At 73.3% G+C, this 16,297-nt stretch carries 13 protein-coding genes and 2 pseudogenes; 9 read left to right on the forward strand and 6 right to left on the reverse strand.

Translation table 11 applies throughout. From position 1 onward, the window contains the following. Window positions 1-34: 34 nt before the first annotated feature. Window positions 35-1,003, reverse strand: coding sequence for a fatty acid desaturase (locus AB0B41_RS26200; RefSeq protein WP_358207817.1), 969 nt, complete (start codon window positions 1,001-1,003; stop codon window positions 35-37). A 92-nt stretch (window positions 1,004-1,095) separates the two neighbouring features. After that, window positions 1,096-2,478, reverse strand: a complete 1,383-nt coding sequence (locus tag AB0B41_RS26205; protein WP_358207819.1) for a mycothione reductase — start codon at window positions 2,476-2,478, stop codon at window positions 1,096-1,098. Between the two features lie 61 nt (window positions 2,479-2,539). On the opposite strand from AB0B41_RS26205, the gene AB0B41_RS26210 reads away from it, so the two are divergent. Beyond that, window positions 2,540-2,998: a GNAT family N-acetyltransferase gene (locus AB0B41_RS26210; protein WP_358207821.1), complete on the forward strand. Its 459-nt coding sequence runs from the start codon at window positions 2,540-2,542 to the stop codon at window positions 2,996-2,998. A gap of 90 nt (window positions 2,999-3,088) precedes the next feature. Then, window positions 3,089-3,514, forward strand: coding sequence for a lipopolysaccharide assembly protein LapA domain-containing protein (locus AB0B41_RS26215; RefSeq protein WP_358207823.1), 426 nt, complete (start codon window positions 3,089-3,091; stop codon window positions 3,512-3,514). A 60-nt stretch (window positions 3,515-3,574) separates the two neighbouring features. On the opposite strand, the gene AB0B41_RS26220 is transcribed toward AB0B41_RS26215, so the two are convergent. The 3 genes from AB0B41_RS26220 to AB0B41_RS26230 all read right to left on the reverse strand — a co-directional run bounded on the left by AB0B41_RS26220 (window position 3,575) and on the right by AB0B41_RS26230 (window position 7,449). Beyond that, the gene (locus AB0B41_RS26220) at window positions 3,575-4,963 is read right to left on the reverse strand and encodes a DEAD/DEAH box helicase (RefSeq protein WP_358207845.1); all 1,389 of its coding nucleotides are present in this window, start codon (window positions 4,961-4,963) and stop codon (window positions 3,575-3,577) included. A gap of 454 nt (window positions 4,964-5,417) precedes the next feature. Further along, window positions 5,418-6,278 (reverse strand): RIO1 family regulatory kinase/ATPase, encoded by an 861-nt coding sequence (locus tag AB0B41_RS26225; RefSeq protein WP_358207825.1) that lies wholly within the window; start codon window positions 6,276-6,278, stop codon window positions 5,418-5,420. A gap of 589 nt (window positions 6,279-6,867) precedes the next feature. Continuing rightward, window positions 6,868-7,449 carry a TetR/AcrR family transcriptional regulator gene (locus tag AB0B41_RS26230; RefSeq protein WP_358207827.1) on the reverse strand — a complete coding sequence of 194 codons (582 nt, stop codon included), beginning with the start codon at window positions 7,447-7,449 and terminating at the stop codon, window positions 6,868-6,870. A 102-nt stretch (window positions 7,450-7,551) separates the two neighbouring features. On the opposite strand from AB0B41_RS26230, the gene AB0B41_RS26235 reads away from it, so the two are divergent. Beyond that, on the forward strand, window positions 7,552-8,307 hold the full coding sequence (locus tag AB0B41_RS26235; RefSeq protein WP_358207829.1) for an SDR family NAD(P)-dependent oxidoreductase: 756 nt from the start codon (window positions 7,552-7,554) through the stop codon (window positions 8,305-8,307). 297 nt (window positions 8,308-8,604) lie between these two features. Here AB0B41_RS26235 and yaaA read toward each other — a convergent pair whose 3' ends face one another. Beyond that, window positions 8,605-9,351, reverse strand: coding sequence for a peroxide stress protein YaaA (yaaA, locus tag AB0B41_RS26240; RefSeq protein WP_358207830.1), 747 nt, complete (start codon window positions 9,349-9,351; stop codon window positions 8,605-8,607). A 205-nt stretch (window positions 9,352-9,556) separates the two neighbouring features. On the opposite strand from yaaA, the gene AB0B41_RS26245 reads away from it, so the two are divergent. The 6 genes and pseudogenes from AB0B41_RS26245 to AB0B41_RS26270 form a co-directional block, all read left to right on the forward strand. After that, window positions 9,557-10,867, forward strand: coding sequence for a bifunctional o-acetylhomoserine/o-acetylserine sulfhydrylase (locus AB0B41_RS26245; protein WP_358207832.1), 1,311 nt, complete (start codon window positions 9,557-9,559; stop codon window positions 10,865-10,867). Next, window positions 10,864-12,009: a homoserine O-acetyltransferase gene (locus tag AB0B41_RS26250; protein WP_358207834.1), complete on the forward strand. Its 1,146-nt coding sequence runs from the start codon at window positions 10,864-10,866 to the stop codon at window positions 12,007-12,009. The genes AB0B41_RS26245 and AB0B41_RS26250 overlap by 4 nt, the downstream gene beginning before the upstream one ends. Window positions 12,010-12,874: 865 nt before the next feature. Next, entirely contained in the window at window positions 12,875-14,590 is a 1,716-nt protein-coding gene (locus tag AB0B41_RS26255; protein WP_358207836.1) for a histidine kinase, read from the forward strand. Then, a complete protein-coding gene (locus tag AB0B41_RS26260) occupies window positions 14,581-15,255 on the forward strand; it encodes a response regulator transcription factor (protein WP_358207838.1) in 675 nt (224 codons plus the stop codon). Before AB0B41_RS26255 ends, AB0B41_RS26260 begins: the two co-directional genes overlap by 10 nt. A 177-nt stretch (window positions 15,256-15,432) precedes the next feature. Then, window positions 15,433-15,783: pseudogene (locus tag AB0B41_RS26265) on the forward strand (AAA family ATPase); the annotation flags it as partial. A gap of 432 nt (window positions 15,784-16,215) precedes the next feature. Then, window positions 16,216-16,297: pseudogene (locus tag AB0B41_RS26270) on the forward strand (AAA family ATPase); the annotation flags it as partial.

The following is a 16,297-nucleotide window of genomic DNA, read 5'->3' on the forward strand; positions in this document are numbered from 1 at the left end:
GCACGGCAGGCACCTGTAGGTGCCCGGCCGCCGGTCAGGCGGCGGCGGGGTCCTTGGCGAGGCGGTCGAGGCGCTTGGTGGTGGGCCAGCGGACCGCGGTGGCCCACCCCAGCTTCTCGAAGGCCCGGATGGTGATCGCGGAGAGGTCGATCTGGCCCCTGCGCACGCCGTGCCGTGCGCAGGTCGGGTCGGCGTGGTGCAGGTTGTGCCAGGACTCGCCGAAGGAGAAGACGGCCAGCCACCAGACGTTGGCGGAGCGGTCCCGCGCGGCGAAGGGCCGCTCGCCCCACATGTGGCAGATCGAGTTGATCGACCAGGTGACGTGGTGCAGCAGCGCCACGCGGACCAGCCCGGCCCAGAACAGGGCCGTCAGCGCGCCCCACCAGGACCAGGTGACCAGCCCGCCCAGCGCGGCGGGGACCAGCAGGGTCAGCACGCTCCAGAGGCCGAAGAGCGAGTCGATCCGGCGCAGGTCGGTGTCCGCCAGCAGGTCCGGGGTGAAGCGCTCCTCGTTGGTGAGGTTGCGGTCGAAGAGCCAGCCGGTGTGCGAGTGCCAGAAGCCCTTGGCCAGCGCGCGGGCCGAGGTCCCGAAGAGCCAGGGGGAGTGCGGGTCGCCCTCCTTGTCCGAGAAGGCGTGGTGCCGGCGGTGGTCGGCCACCCACTTGATCACCGGGCCCTGCATGGCGAGGCTGCCGGCGAGCGCGAGCGCGATCTTCAGCCCGCGGGCGGCCTTGAACGAGCCGTGCGTGAAGTACCGGTGGTACCCCACGGTGATCCCGAGGCCGCTGATCACGTAGAACACGGCGCCGATGACAACGTCCGGCCAGCCGAGGAACCCGACGGTCACCGCCAGCGGGATCGCGGCCAGCAGCGCGACCAGCGGGGTGAACACGAAGACGTACACGCCGATCTGCTGCGGGAGGCCGCGTGTCCCGGCGAGCACGGGCTTCGGCCCGGAACGGGTCTCGGACTGCGTCTGCTCGGGCTGGGCGGCCAGGGTCATGCGGTTACCTCGTGTGTCGGTCTGCGGCCCGGGCACCGGCCGCGGTGGATCTGCCGGTCCAGGGTAAGTCGACCTTCACCCGAATGGCGAGATCACAACTCCAGGCCGAGGAGTGCGTTCTCCACCACCTCCGGCAGCGCCGGGTGGATCCAGTACTGCCCGGTGGCCATCTCGCGGGCGTGCAGCCCGAAGGACATCGCCTGGATCAGCGGCTGGATCAGCGACGACGCGTCCGGCCCCATGATGTGCGCGCCGAGCAGCCAGCCGGTGCCCTTCTCCGCGATGACCTTGCAGAGGCTGGTGGTGTCCTCCATGGCCCAGCCGAAGGCGACGTCGCCGAAGCGCTGGACCTTGACCGCGTAGTCGACGCCGATCATCCGGCACTGCTCCTCGGTCTTCCCGACGCTCGCGACCTGCGGGTCGGTGAACACCGCCGAGGGGACGTACCGGTGGTCGATCTCGATCAGGTCGTCCGGGTGCAGAACGTTGTGCCCCACGACCTTCGCCTCCCGGTTGGCGACGTGCTTGAGCTGCCACGGCGAGCTGACGTCGCCCAGCGCCCACACCCCCTCCGCGCTCGTGCGCTGGAAACGGTCGACCTCGATCCGGCCGTCCGAGTGGGTGCCGATGCCGCCGGCGCCCAGGTTCATCCGGTCGCCGTTGGGGATGCGGCCCGCGGCGACGAGGACGACGTCCGCGGCCAGCGTGGTGCCGTCGTCGAGCTCCAGGGAGATCCCGTCGGTGGTCTGCGAGGCGGTCTTGACCTGCGTGTTCAGCTTGACGTCGATGCGCGAGCCCTGCACGGCCAGGTCGGTGTAGGCCTGCGAGATGGTCTCGTCGTGCGACTTGAGCAGCCGCCCGCCGCGCACGACGAGCGTGACCTTGCTGCCGAGCGCGGAGAACACGTGCGCGAACTCGGCCGCGATGTAGCCGCCGCCGATGACGGTCAGCCGCCGCGGGATGTCGTCGATCCGCATCACGGTGTCCGACGTCTCGTACGGGATCCCGGACTTCGCGATCACCGGCGGGATCATCGGCCGGCCGCCCGCGGCGACGACGACCTGGTCGGCCGTCAGCTCGTCCTCGCCCGAGCCGTCCGTGCGCTCGACGCGCAGGGCCCGCGGCCCCGTGAACGAGGCGTGCCCGAAGTACACGGTGACGTTGGGGCTGCGCTGGACCCGGTACTCCCGCCCGCCCGCGGAGATCGGGTCGATGCGGCCGAAGACCCGGTCCCGGATGTCGCTCCAGCGGATCTTGTCGATGCTGGCGTCGACGCCGTACTTCGCCGCGCGCCGGACGTGCTCGGCGACGTCGGCCGCGTAGACGTACATCTTCGTCGGGATGCACCCGACGTTCAGGCACGTCCCGCCGAAGACGCCGTGCTCGACGATGGCCACGTCCTTGTCGGCGTACCGCTCGTCGATGAAGGTGTTGCCGGAGCCGGTACCGATGACGACGAGATCGTGGTGGGACACGGGACGAGGCTAATCGCCCGCGGCCGCGTCGGCGCGACCGGAAGTCTGGTAGGCACGGGCCATGACCGAGACCGCCGCGACGCTCCGCCGATCCTGGGCCCTCGACCTCGACGCCGCCACCCTCTACGAGCTGCTCAGGTTGCGCGTCGACGTCTTCGTGGTCGAGCAGGCCTGCCCCTACGGCGAGCTCGACGGGCGGGACCTCGAGGAGCGCGCCCGGCACTACTGGCTGACCGGGCACGGCGAACCCGCCGCCGTCCTCGGCACGGTGCGGCTGCTCAAGGAGCCCGACGGCGGCTACCGGATCGGGCGGCTGTGCACGGCGAAGACCGCGCGCGGGCGGGGGCTCGGCAAGCAGCTGATGGACGCCGTGATCGCGGAGATCGGGGACGGCGCCTGCGTGCTCGACGCCCAGGAGCACCTCGCCGACTTCTACCGCGGCTACGGCTTCGAGGCGACCGGCCCGGCCTACGACTGGGACGGCGTCGCGCACCTGCCGATGCGGCGCCCGGCGCGCTGAGCCACCCGCTCCGGTGACGCCCGGGGGCCGTTCCTGCGCGATACTCCGCGCAGCCGGGCGGCCCGTGCCGGGGGCAAGTGAGGGGAAGCGATGAGCGACGAGCAGGTCCGGACGACCAGGACCGGGCCGTCCAGCGAGGGGGAGACCGCGCCGGTGGCGCCGTCCGTCACGACCGCGCCGGACGCGACCGCGCCGGACTCCACCGTGGCCGTCCCGACCGAGCCGTCCGCGACGCCGCGGACCACCGGCCGCCACGCCGGGGCGAACCGCACGCGCGTCAGCGGGATGTGGGTCGGGCTGATCCTCTCCGCGATCGTCCTGCTGTTCCTGCTGATCTTCATCCTGCAGAACCTCGACCCGGTGCAGATCCACTTCCTCGGCGCCACGGGCACCCTGCCCACCGGCGTTGCGCTGCTCCTCGCCGCGATCGCCGGGGTGCTGCTGGTCGCGATCCCGGGCAGCGCCCGGATCGTCCAGCTCCGCCGGGCGGCCCGGAAGGGGCGCCGGGCGCTGTAGACCGATGCACGACCGGGCGGGGGAGGCGATCTCCCCCGCCCGGGTGTGGATCAGGGACCGTCAGGCGGCGTTCCGCGGGCTCCCGCTCCGCCCACCGCGACGTCCACCCTGCCCGCCCGAGGGGGCCTGCTGCCGCTGACTCCGGCCGGTCTGCTGCCGGGCCGGCGCGACGCGCCCGGAGCCGCGGCGCCGCCGTCCGGTGCCGGCGGCGGGCTGCTGCTGCGGGGGCTTCGGGGCCTCGACCGGGACGCCGCTGGGCCGGCGCGCCCCGGTGACCTCGACCAGCGAGGCGGAGCCGGGGGCGGCGTCGGCCACGTCCGGGCTGACGCCGGCCTGCCGCATGAGGGTGTCGACGTCCCGCCGCTCCTCGGCCGTGACCAGCGTGACCACCACGCCCGACTCGCCGCCGCGGGCGGTGCGGCCGGCGCGGTGCAGGTAGTCCTTCGGGTCGCCCGGCGGGTCGACGTGCACGACGAGGCTCACGTCGTCGACGTGGATCCCGCGGGCGGCGACGTCCGTGGCCACCAGCACCGGGATGCTGCCGTCCTTGAAGGCGTCGATCGCGCGGTTGCGGGCGTTCTGCGCCTTGCCGCCGTGCAGCGCGCTGGCCTGCACGCCCTCGCGGCGCAGCTGTTTCACCACGCGGTCGGCGCCGTGCTTGGTGCGCACGAAGAAGAGAGTGCGGCCCTCGCGGGCGGCGATCTCGTGCACGATCCGGTTCTTGTCGGCGCGGTCGACCAGGAACAGGTGGTGGTCCATGGTCTCGACCGGCGCGGCCGCGGAGGCGACGGCCCGGGTGACCGGGTCGTGCAGGTAGCGGTCGACGAGTGTCGACACCTCGTTGTCGAGGGTCGCGGAGAAGAGCAGCCGCTGGCCGTCCGCCGGGGTGCGGTCGAGGATCCGCCGGACCTGCGGCAGGAAGCCCATGTCGGACATGCGGTCCGCCTCGTCGATCGCGGTGATCTCGACGGCCGACAGGTCGCAGGTGCCCTCGTTGAGGTGGTCGGTGAGCCGGCCGGGCGTGGCGACGAGCAGGTCGACGCCCCGCGCGAGGGTGTCGATCTGACGGTTCATCGACAGCCCGCCCACGACGACGGCCTGCCGCAGGTGCAGCGCCTTCGCGAAGGGCTCCACTGCGTCGACGACCTGCTGGGCCAGCTCGCGGGTCGGGACCAGCACCAGGCCGCGGGGGCGACGGGCCTGGGCGCGGCCGCCGGCGAGCCGCGCGACGAGCGCGAGGCCGAAGGCGAGCGTCTTGCCGGACCCGGTCTGGGCGCGGCCGAGCAGGTCGCGCCCGCGGAGGGTCTCCGGAAGGCTCGCGGCCTGGATCGGGCGGGGCTCGGTGAAGCCCTCCGCGTCCAGGGCGCGCACAACCGGCTCGGGCAGGCCGAGCTCGGCGAAGGTGGGCAGGCCGCTCTCCGGGACGGTCCAGAGGACCTCCTCGGGCATGGCGGGCTTCGGCGCCACGCGAGCCGGGCGCTGCTGCTGCGGGGCGCCGGAGCGGCGGCCGCCGGAGCGGCGCGGCCTACGGCTGCTCACCGAGGTGGGCTGGTGTGCGCCCTGCTGGCGGGCAGGGCGGCGGGACGGACTGGTCACTGGACCTCCGGGACGTCGGCGCGTCACACGGAGCGGCTCGGGCGACGGTGCGCGGCCGGCACGGGACGGGCCCGGGCGCCAAGGGGAGCGCGCCCGACGGGTACGTGCAAGGCGCCGTCGGTGCGGGCGCCTCGGTCCACCCTACCCGTCGGTCACCGCGCGATCGCCCGGCGGGCACGTGATCTCGCGCTCCCCCGGTGAAATGAGCGAGCGGCGCTCTCGCTCACTGAGTGTGAACAAGAGCGCCGTTCGTGGCGCAGCGGTCCCGGATGATCGCTCACCAGGTGTGAACGAGAGCGCCGTTCGCTCAGGTCAGGCCCGCCTCCGAGACGAGCTCGTGGAAGAGCTCCTCGCCAGCGGACTCCGGCAGGCCGCGGGCGGTGAACCACTCCGCGACCCGCCGGACGTCGCGGACGAGGAAGTCCGCCCCGTGCGGGTTGCCGACGAGGTCGACGACCTGCGGCAGGTCGATCAGCACCACCCGACCGTGGTGCACCAGCAGGTTGTAGGCGGACAGGTCGCCGTGGGCCCAGCCGTGCCGGGCGAGCCCGCGCAGGGCCTCGCCCAGCTGCGCCCACAGGTCGGCCAGCTCCGCGCCCGACGGCCGGAGCTGGGCCAGCCGGGGCGCGGCCGTCTCCCCGTCGCCGACGAACTCGAGCAGCAGTTCGGTGCCGTCGAGCTGGACGGGATAGGGGACCGGCAGGCCGGCCGACCACAAGGTGGACAGCGCCGCGAACTCCGCGGCCGCCCACTGGCCGGACAGCAGCTCGCGGCCGAACGCGGTCCGGTTGGTCATCGCCCGCATCTCCCGGGAGCGGCGCACGCGGCGCCCCTCCTGGTAGCCGGCGTCCCGGTGGAACATCCGGTGCTCGGCGGTGCGGTACCGCTTGGCGGCCATCAGCACCCCGGGCGAGCCGGGGACCCCGCGCTCGACGAGGTGGACGTCGGCCTCCTTGCCCGTCTTGAGCACGCCGAGCTCGGTGTCGACCGCGGCGTGCGCGGTCTCCACCCAGGGCGGACGGGGCTCGGGGCCGTGCTGCGCGCCGGTCCAGGTGGACCAGCGGTCACCGGCGGGCGGGAGGTCGGGGTCCTCGTGCAGGTGCACGGGGTGGGGGACGTACTCGTCGTCGTCGAAGCCACGACGACGTCTGGGCATGCGCTCGCGCATCGGAAGGAGGTTCTCCTGACGTGGGGTGGACACCCCACACGAGCGACCTCGGTGCCGGGTCTCAGCGCGGGGTGCGGTGGCCGGAGGGCGCGCCGGGGCGCGCCGCCACCCGGGCGGCGGTCGTCATCGGGGCACCTCCTTCACCTCACGTCGGTCGGGGAGAGGGTCGCGCGGCCGGCGCCGCGGGCTCAACCGGTTTTCCGTGGTGCCGCCCCCGACTCGCGCACCACCTGCTCGGCCTGCGTGCCGCGCGGGGAGTGGCCGAGCGGGGCGGCGGAGGCAGGATCGGGCGGCTCGGCCCGGTTCCACCAACAGGACACCCGCCCACCAGGGCTCGTCACCGAAGCGGGTCCAGAGGGCCCGGTACGGGGACGACTGCTCGGCCTGGTCCTCGGGCGCGCCGGGAGACCACGCCCACGGCGCGGTGACGGTGCCGTGCCGCCTCTGTAGCCGGCCTCGGTGAACAGGACCGGTCTGCCGACCGGGGCGGCCAGGTCGGCCAGCCCGGTGCGCGACGACGGCCGGTGCGTCGGCCGAGCAGCGGCCATGGCGAGGACCGCGAGGGCCAGGGCCGCGGCACGGACGGCGGTCACCCCGGTACCCACCAGACGGGGATCAGCGCGCGGTAGAGGTCCTCGAACACCGCGACCTCGGGCTCCCCGGGCAGGTCCAGCCAGCCCTGGATGGTCCCGACCGTGCCCTGGGCGACGAACCGGGCGGCGGTGTCGGCGACGGCGTCGGCCGGCACGCCGGGCACCTGCAGCGGCAGCCGCAGCCGGCCGGTCTCGATCAGCCGGCGGCTCGTCTCCAGGAAGTGCTCGCTGAGCATGCCGTGCAGCGCGCCGGGACCGCTGTCCCGGGCGAGCCCGCGGCGGTAGATCGGAGCGTGTCCGCGGATGTGCTCCAGGACCCGCCGGGTGACCTCCCGGACGGCGGCGTCGGTGTCGCCGGGGTCGTCGAGCAGGCCGGCCCGCAGGTCGTCGAGCTCGGCGCGCAGGGCCTCGCGCAGGAGGTCGCCGGGGGAGGCCGCGTGCTCGTAGAAGGTCGAGCGGTGCACGCCGGCGGCCTGGGCCAGCTGCGTGATCGTCAGGTCCGCGACGGGGGTCTCCCGGGCGAGCTCGAGGACGGCCCGGTGCAGCCGGTCCCGGCTGCGACGCCGCCGTGCGTCCATGACCCACCTCACTCGACCCGCGGGAAGGGGCCGATGTTAGCCGACGTTTGTAGGATTCGGATAACCGACGAACGTCGGGCAAATCGAGGAAGAGGAATCATCATGGCGAGCTACGACGTGGCGGACCGGTCCGCGATCGTCACCGGGGCGGGGTCGGGCATCGGCCGGGCCGTGGCGCACCTGCTGGCCGCGAACGGTGCCGCGGTCCTGGTCCACGACCTGAACGCGGACGTGGCGGAGCTCGTGGTCAAGGAGATCCGGGCCGCGGGCGGCACCGGGGAGGCCTTCGTCGGCGACGCGGCGGACCCCGAGGTGGCGCGCGCGGCCGTCGAGGCGGCCGAGAAGCTGGCGCCGCTCCGGATCGCGGTGAACAACGCGGGGATCGGCGGGGCGAACGCGCCGGTCGGGGAGTACCCCGAGGACAGCTGGCGCACGGTCGTCGACGTCAACCTCAACGGGGTCTTCTACGGGCTGAAGGCGCAGATCCCCGCGATCGCGGCTCACGGCGGTGGGGCGATCGTCACCATGGCCTCGGTGCTCGGCTCGGTGGGCATCCCCGGCTCGTCGGCCTACGTCACCGCCAAGCACGGGCTGATCGGCCTCACCAAGAACGCCGCGCTCGAGCACGCCGCGCAGGGCGTCCGTGTGACGGCGGTCGGGCCCGGCTTCATCACCACGCCGCTGCTCGAGGCCAACCTCGACGCGGAGACGCAGCGGGCGCTCGCCGAGAAGCACGCGCTCGGGCGGCTCGGGACCGTCGAGGAGGTGGCGAACCTCGTCGCGTTCCTCGCCTCCGACGCCGCCACCTTCATCACGGGCAGCTACCACCTGGTCGACGGCGGCTACGCGGCCCAGTGAGGTCGGCCCGGTGAGGTCGGCGCCGGTCCGGTGCGGTCGACCCGGGAGGTCGGCGCGGGGTCGGGCCGCCGGATCCGGAGGGCTCCCTGCTCCGGACCCGGTGCCCGCCTCCCGGAAGTGGCGACTCGCGGTGCTGGACCGCGCGACTCGCGGTGCTGAAGCTCCCGACTCGCGGTGCTGGATCGCGCGACTCGCGGTGCTGGATCGCGCGACTCGCGGTGCCGGAGCGCGCGACTCGCGGGAGGACGTGCGCGAGTCGCGCTCTTGGCTTCGGTGAGTCGCGCTCCGGCTTCGCGCTCAGGCGGGGATGACCAGGTCCAGGTGGTCCTCGGTCCGCTCCACCACGTGCCCGGCGCGGCGGGCGAGCCGCGCGACCGCCGCCGCGTCGGCCGGCTCGGCGCGGCTGCTCACGAGCAGTCGGGCCAGCCCGCCCTTGTGCGACTTGTTGTGGTGGCTCACCACCGAGCGCGACCCGTCGGGGCGCTCGGCCAGCACGTTCACCGTGACCGCCCCCGGGACCCGGGCCAGCTGCGCGTAGGCGCCCGACCGCAGGTCCACCACCAGCTGCTGCTCGGCCAGTCGCGCGAGCACCGGCTCCAGCACCGGCCGCCACCGCGCGGCGAGCGTCCCGCCGGACGGCAGCGCCGAGCCGGCGGAGAGCCGGTAGGCGGGGATCGGGTCGCCGGCGTGGACCAGCCCGAACAGCGCCGACCCCACGGCGAGCCGCTCCCGAGCCCGGCCCGCGGCGGCCCCGCGCAGCGACCCGACGTCGAGCGCGTCGTAGAGCACGCCGGTGTACCGGGTGATCGCCGGGGCGGTGGGGGAGGTCCAGAGGGCCGCGTTGCGCTCGATCTCGTCGAGCTGCCGCTCCGACAGGCCGAGGGCCGCCCGGCAGGCGGCGACGTCGTCGGCCAGCTCCACCAGCTCGTCGACCAGCGCCTTGCGCACCGGGTCGAGCTCGGGGTGGCTCAGCGCGGCGAGGTCGAGCGGCGGCCCGTCGCCTCCGGTGCGCTTGGTCTCCGACGGGGGCAGCAGGACGAGCACGCCCGGCAGCGTACGGCCACGGTGATCAGCCACCCGGACCGGTGTTGTGCCGGTATGACGACCCCGTTACGGTCGCCTTCGTGATCCGCCTCGTGGCCCGTCGCCATGTCGACTTCATGCGCGTGACCAGCGCGGCCTGTCGCCCGCGCGGCTGACCTCCCCATCCCTCACGCGTAGCCCCAGAGATCACCACAGGAGACCCCGCATGCCCGAGAACGACCCCACCGCCGCCTGGTCCTTCGAGACCAAGCAGGTCCACGCCGGCGCCTCCGCCGACCCGACCACCGGTGCCCGGGCCACCCCGATCTACCAGACGACGTCGTACACCTTCCGGGACACCGACCACGCCGCGGCGCTGTTCGGCCTCGCCGAGCTGGGCAACATCTACACCCGGATCATGAACCCGACGCAGGACGTCCTGGAGCAGCGGATCGCCGCGCTCGAGGGTGGCATCGGGGCCGTGGCGGTCGCCTCCGGGCAGGCCGCGCAGACGCTCGCCATCCTCAACATCGCGCAGGCCGGGGACCACTTCGTGTCCAGCGCCTCGCTCTACGGCGGCACCTACAACCTGTTCCACTACACGCTGCCGAAGCTGGGCATCGACGTCACGTTCGTCGAGGACCCGGACAACGCCGAGGAGTGGCGCGCCGCGGTCCGCCCGAACACCAAGGCGTTCTACGCCGAGACGATCGGCAACCCGCGCAGCAACGTGCTGGACATCCGGCTCGTGGCCGACCTCGCCCACGAGGCCGGCGTGCCGCTGATCGTCGACAACACGGTGCCCACCCCGTACCTGGTCCGCCCGTTCGAGCACGGCGCGGACATCGTGGTGCACTCGGCCACGAAGTTCCTCGGCGGGCACGGCACGAGCATCGGTGGCGTGGTCGTCGACTCCGGGAACTTCGACTGGGCCGCGCAGGCGGAGCGGTTCCCCGGCCTCACCACGCCGGACCCGAGCTACCACGGGCTGAACTACTCCGAGGCCCTCGGCCCGCTCGCGTTCCTGATCAAGTTCCGGGTGCAGCTCCTGCGCGACCTCGGCCCGGCGATCGCGCCGCTGAACTCGTTCCTGCTGATCCAGGGCATCGAGACCCTGTCGCTGCGGATCGAGCGGCACGTGCAGAACGCCCTCGCCGTGGCCGAGTGGCTCGAGCAGCGCGACGAGGTGGAGAAGGTCTACTACGCCGCGCTGCCGTCGAGCCCGTGGCACGCGCTGCAGCAGAAGTACCTGCCCAAGGGCGCGGGCGCGGTGGTCGCGTTCGACATCCGCGGCGGCGTCGAGGCGGGCAAGAAGTTCGTCGACGCGCTGGAGCTGCACAGCCACCTGGCCAACATCGGCGACGTCCGCAGCCTGGTGATCCACCCGGCGTCGACCACCCACAGCCAGCTCTCCGGCGAGGAGCAGCTGTCCACGGGCGTCGGCCCTGGCCTGATCCGGCTGTCCGTGGGCCTGGAGGGCATCGAGGACATCAAGGCCGACCTCGACGCCGGGTTCCGCGCCGCGAAGAGCGCGTGACGACCACCGATCCGGAGACTCTGCTCCCTCCCGCCACCGGCGCGTGGCGGGAGGGGACGGACCCTGGGCGACGCCGCTTCCTGGACCTCCCCGCCGCGGTGCCGCTCGAGGCCGGCGGGGAGCTCCCGGAGGTCCGGCTCGCCTACGAGACCTGGGGCGAGCTCGACGCCACCGGGTCCAACGCCGTGCTGGTCCTGCACGCCCTCACCGGCGACGCGCACGTGACCGGTCCGGCGGGCCCGGGCCAGCCCACCGCCGGCTGGTGGGACGGGCTGATCGGGCCGGGCCGCCCGCTGGACACCGACCGGTGGTTCGTGGTGGCGCCCAACGTGATCGGTGGCTGCCAGGGCACCACCGGGCCGGCGTCCCGGGCGCCGGACGGGCGGCCGTGGGGCAGCCGGTTCCCGCTGGTCACCGCGCGGGACACGGTCCGGTCCGAGACCGCGCTGGCCGACGCCCTCGGCGTGGGCACCTGGGCGCTGGTCGTCGGCGGGTCGATGGGCGGGATGCGCGCGCTCGAGTGGGCCGCGACCGAGCCGGAGCGGGTCGCCCGGCTGATGCTGCTGGCCTCGCCCGCCGCGGCGTCGGCGGACCAGATCGGCTGGGCGGCACCGCAGCTCGCGGCGATCCGCACCGACCCGGGCTGGCACGGGGGCGACTACCACGACCTCCCGCCCGGCGCCGGGCCGCACGGGGGGCTGGGCGTCGCGCGGCGGATCGCGCACCTGAGCTACCGCAGCGGCTACGAGCTGGCCACCCGGTTCGGCCGCGAGCCGCAGACCGGGGAGGACCCGTTCCACGGTGGCCGGTACGCCGTCGAGTCCTATCTGGACCACCACGCGGCCAAGCTGGTGCACCGCTTCGACGCCGGCTCCTACGTGCGGCTCACCGAGCTGATGAACGCCCACGACGTCGGGCGCGGGCGGGGCGGCGCGGCCGAGGCGCTGGCCCGGGTCACGGCCCGCACGACCGTCGTCGGCATCAGCTCGGACCGGCTCTACCCGGTCTCGCAGCAGGAGGAGCTGGCCGCGGGAATCCCGGGCGCGCAGCTGCGGGTGATCGAGTCCCCCTACGGCCACGACGGCTTCCTGATCGAGTCCGAGGCCGTGGGCGAGCTGACCCGCGAGCTGCTGGCGGAGTAGCGGGTCGGCGGGTCAGCCCGTGACCGAGCCCGCCGGCCCTTCGCGGGGCGCATCGTTCTCGACCGGCGCAGCGAGATCGAGCCGACGCGAAACGATCACCCGCGCTGGACGGACAGGGCCTTGCAGTAGCCCGCCTCGAATCCTTCGACGTAGCGACTCGGTCGGGAGTAGTGGGTTCCCGGTCGGACCTCTCGCAGGGGCCGCCCCTCGCATTGTCGCAGGCAATTCTTGTCACCGTCTTGAATTCCTCGTCGGAATCCGTCCCGGTGGCCCCTATGGAAATCGCGATCATCCACGCGCGCGGTCCTTCCCTCGGCGGTCACACCTGTCGAGGTCGGGACGATCGTCACGGGAAGGGTGGATGACGACCTCACCGTCGTGTCGGCCTGCGCGACTCCTGCCGTTTCGGCGAATGTCGGGCCGACCGCCAGCAGGAAACCGATTGTCAGCCGGGCGAGGGCGGGCCAGCGGACCCTGCCACGAGTGGCGGTGCGGGCCCCCTGCGTCATGTCCCTTCGCCCCCAGACCTGCGATGCCTCGGCGAACCATGGCAGGCGCGGAGACCGGTGCGAAGCAGTGAGATCCCTGGAACGAGCGAGGGTTACCCCTCATGTTTCCCCGCGGGCGGCGGGCCGGAGGGCGCCGCAGCCCGCACCAGGTGCCCTTGCGGGCCGTACATTCGTGGCCCCCGTGATCGGTGGGACGGCCCGGCGGAATGGGGTGGTCCGCCGATCATTCGGTCGCGGAGATCGTCATTTTCGCATCGAACAACGGGCTGGGCCCGGCCGTCGAGCGGTGCGACACTGTCCCGATGCCCGCCTCGCTGCAGGTGGTTCCGAGAACGAGGTCCGCCCCCTGGTTACGCATGGCCGGGACGCTGATCATCGCTGGTGCCGTCGGTGCCTATCTGGTGGCTCCTCTGTGGGCTCCTCATCCACTTCTCGCCGGCACCAATTGGTTGGCCGTCATCGCATTCGCGGCGGTCGCGGTGTTGACCCTGGACGACGAGGAACACCGCAACTACAGGTGGCTGTTCTTCGGGTGCTGCGTGTGCTGGGCGGTGGGACTCGCCGGGAGCCGTGCCGTCGGACCGCTCCCGGTGCTGGCGGCGCTTGCGGAACCCCTGACGTTCGTCTTCGTGGCCGCTGTGCTGCTGCGCTACCCTCGCGCCGCTCTGACCCGCCGTTCGGAGCGCATTTTCCTCCTGCTCCTGCTCTGTTGGCTCCTGGCGGGCCGGATCATCTGGATCGTGACCTCCGACCCGGCCTGGTACGGGTACGACCAGGCGGTGTGGTGGCCGACGCTGCACCCCTCGGCGGTGATCAGTCAATCCGTAGAGTTCGTCTACTACCTCGGCGGCGTCGGGATCGCGCTGACGCTGGTCGCCTTCACCGCCCTGCGTCTCCATCGCGCGCGCGGATTCGATCGGCGCGTACTCGTTCCGGTCCTCTTCGCGACCGCCGGCGTCGCTGCAGTTGTCGGCGTGCACGTGGCGGCGCGCCTCGGCGTCGAGTACGACCTGCAGTCGACGCAGTTCCGGCACTTCTACGCGCTCGAAGCGATCCTGCTGCTGACCGTGTCCTTCGCGTTCCTGGTCGCCGCGGTCCGGCGGCGGATGGCGAGGACCGCGGCCGCAGATCTCCTCCTCGGCGTCGGGCAGCTACACACCATCGAGGACGTGCAGGCGGCGTTGCGAGGCGCGCTGTGTGATCCGACGCTGTGCGTCCTCTTCTGGGTGGCCGAGAGCGGCGGGTACGTGGACGACTCCGGGCATCCCGCATTTCTCGACGAGACCGATCATGGCGAGTTCGTCACGCTGGTGGAGACGACGGACGGGCGCCCGCTCGCTGCGGTCGTGGGGAGTCCTTCCCTACGGCGATACGTCACGGCTGTCGACACCGCTGTGGCCGCCGTCGCGCTCGCCCTCGAGAACGCTCAGCTGCAGGCACGCATACTCGCCCAGCTCGACCAGGTCCGTGCGTCACGGGCACGGATCGTCGAAGCCGGCCTCGTCGAGCGACGCCGTCTCGAACGGGACCTGCACGACGGAGCCCAGCAGCGGCTGCTCGCGGTCGCCATGCACCTGGCCGCGGTCTCGGCTTCCCTCGACGACGACGACGCCGTCCGGCGCGGTGTCGATCAGGCCCGTGGCGAACTCGACACGGCGCTCCAGGAGTTGCGGGGCCTCGCGCGCGGCATCCACCCGGCTGTTCTGACCCAGGCCGGACTCGCTCCTGCACTGGAGAGCGTCGTCGAGGGGCTGCCGCTGGAGGTCGCCCTGGACATTCCGCCGCAGCGCTGGAACTTCGCGGTGGAGGCCACGGCGTACTTTCTCGCGTGCGAGGGGCTCACCAACGCCGTCAAGCACGCCGGTGCGGCGCGTGCTGCAGTGCGGGTGCGGCCGGTGAACCAGTGGCTCCGCGTCAGCGTCGTCGACGACGGGGTCGGTGGAGCGGACGTCGCCCGTGGGAGCGGGCTCGCCGGGCTGCACGATCGGGTGGCCGCCCTGGGCGGCCGGCTGACCGTCGTCAGTCCTCGCGGTTCGGGCACTCGATTGGTCGCGGAGCTCCCATGCGTGTAGCAGTGGCCGACGATTCAGGAATCTTCCGCAGCGGCCTCACGACGCTGCTGTCGATCGCGGGTATCGACGTCACCGCCGACGAGGCGACCGGCGCCGCCCTGCTGCGCGAGGTCGAGTCGGATTGTCCGGACGCGGTCGTTCTGGACATCCGTATGGCCCCCACCTTCACGGACGAGGGTCTCGCGACCGCGGAGGTGCTCCGCCGGCGATATCCGGACCTGGGCGTCCTCGTCTTGTCGACGTACTCGGAGACGGCCTATGCCGCTCGTCTGTTGGCGGCCAGCTCGCGCAGTGTCGGATACCTGCTGAAGGACCGTGTCGCGGACCTGCAGACCTTGACCGACGCGTTGACCCGGATCGTGGCCGGGGAATGTGTGGTCGACCCGGACATCATCGTGCGATTGCTCGAACAGCACCGGGTCGCGAGCAAACTGGGGACGTTCTCCGGGCGGGAACGTGACATCCTGCGTCTCATGGCCGAGGGTCGCTCGAATTCACGCATCGGCACAGAGCTCTTCATCAGTACCAAGACGGTCGAGGCCCACGTCGCCGCGGTCTTCTCGAAACTCGGCCTGTATCCGACGTCCCACGACAACCGTCGAGTCCTGGCTGTTCTCAGCTGGCTCCGGGCGAACGGCGAGATCTCGGGCTCGGGAACTGCGTGAGCGGGCGCACCGGGGTCCGGGTCGGCTGACCGGCCGCATGTCCTGATCCACGACCTCCGTGTCCTTGTCGACGGGCCGGTGACCTCGGCAGGCTCGACGCGGGTCGGGGTGGAGGGGGAGGCCGTGCTGCTGGGACGGGAGGTCGAACGCGTCCGGCTCGAGGACCTGGCCGACGCCGTGGCCGCGGGCGGGTCGGCCGTGCTGCGGCTGGTGGGGGACCCGGGCGTCGGCAAGACCGCGCTGCTCGGCCACGCCACCGGTGCGGCCGAGGAGCGCGGGCTCCGCGTGGTCCGGATGGCCGGGGTGGGATCCGAGAGCGCCCTGCCGTTCGCCGGCGTGCAGCGGCTGCTGCTCGCGCTGCGCGTGCCCGTCGCGACCCTGCCCGCGCCGCAGCGGGAGGCGCTCGACCTGGCGTTCGGGCTGGTCGCGGGGCCGCCGCCGGACCGCTTCCGGATCGGCGCCGCCGTGCGCGCCGCGTTCGAGGCCGCCGCGGCCGACGGCCCGCTGCTGTGCTGCGTCGACGACCTGCAGTGGATCGACGCGGACTCGCGCGACGTCCTCGCGTTCACCGCGCGCCGTCTGCACGAGGGCGGGCTCGGGCTGCTCCTCGCGGAGCGCACGGCCGAGCCCGGCCCGGTGGACGGCCCGTTCGACGACCTGCCCTGTCTGCCCGTCGGGGGCCTGCCCCGCGCCGCCGCGATCGACCTGCTCGACCGCGTGCTCGGCCGCCCCGTCGACCCGCCGATCGCCGACCGGATCGTCACGGCCACGGGCGGGAACCCGCTGGCTCTCGTCGAGCTGGCCCCGTCGCTGTCCGGGCACCAACTGGTGGGCGGGACGCTGCTGCCGGAGCCGCTGCCGATCGGCCCGACGCTCGAGCGCCACTACCTCGGGCGGGTGGGCGCGCTGCCGCCGGACACCCGGACCTGGCTGCTCGTGGCCGCGACGGCGGGGTCGGGGTACACGGTGGTGCTGCTCGACGAGGTGGAGAAGGCCCACCCGGACGTCTTCGACACGCTCCTGCAGGTGCTCGACGACGGGC

The organism is Pseudonocardia sp. NPDC049154 (assembly GCF_040648315.1).
Taxonomy (GTDB): domain Bacteria; phylum Actinomycetota; class Actinomycetes; order Mycobacteriales; family Pseudonocardiaceae; genus Pseudonocardia.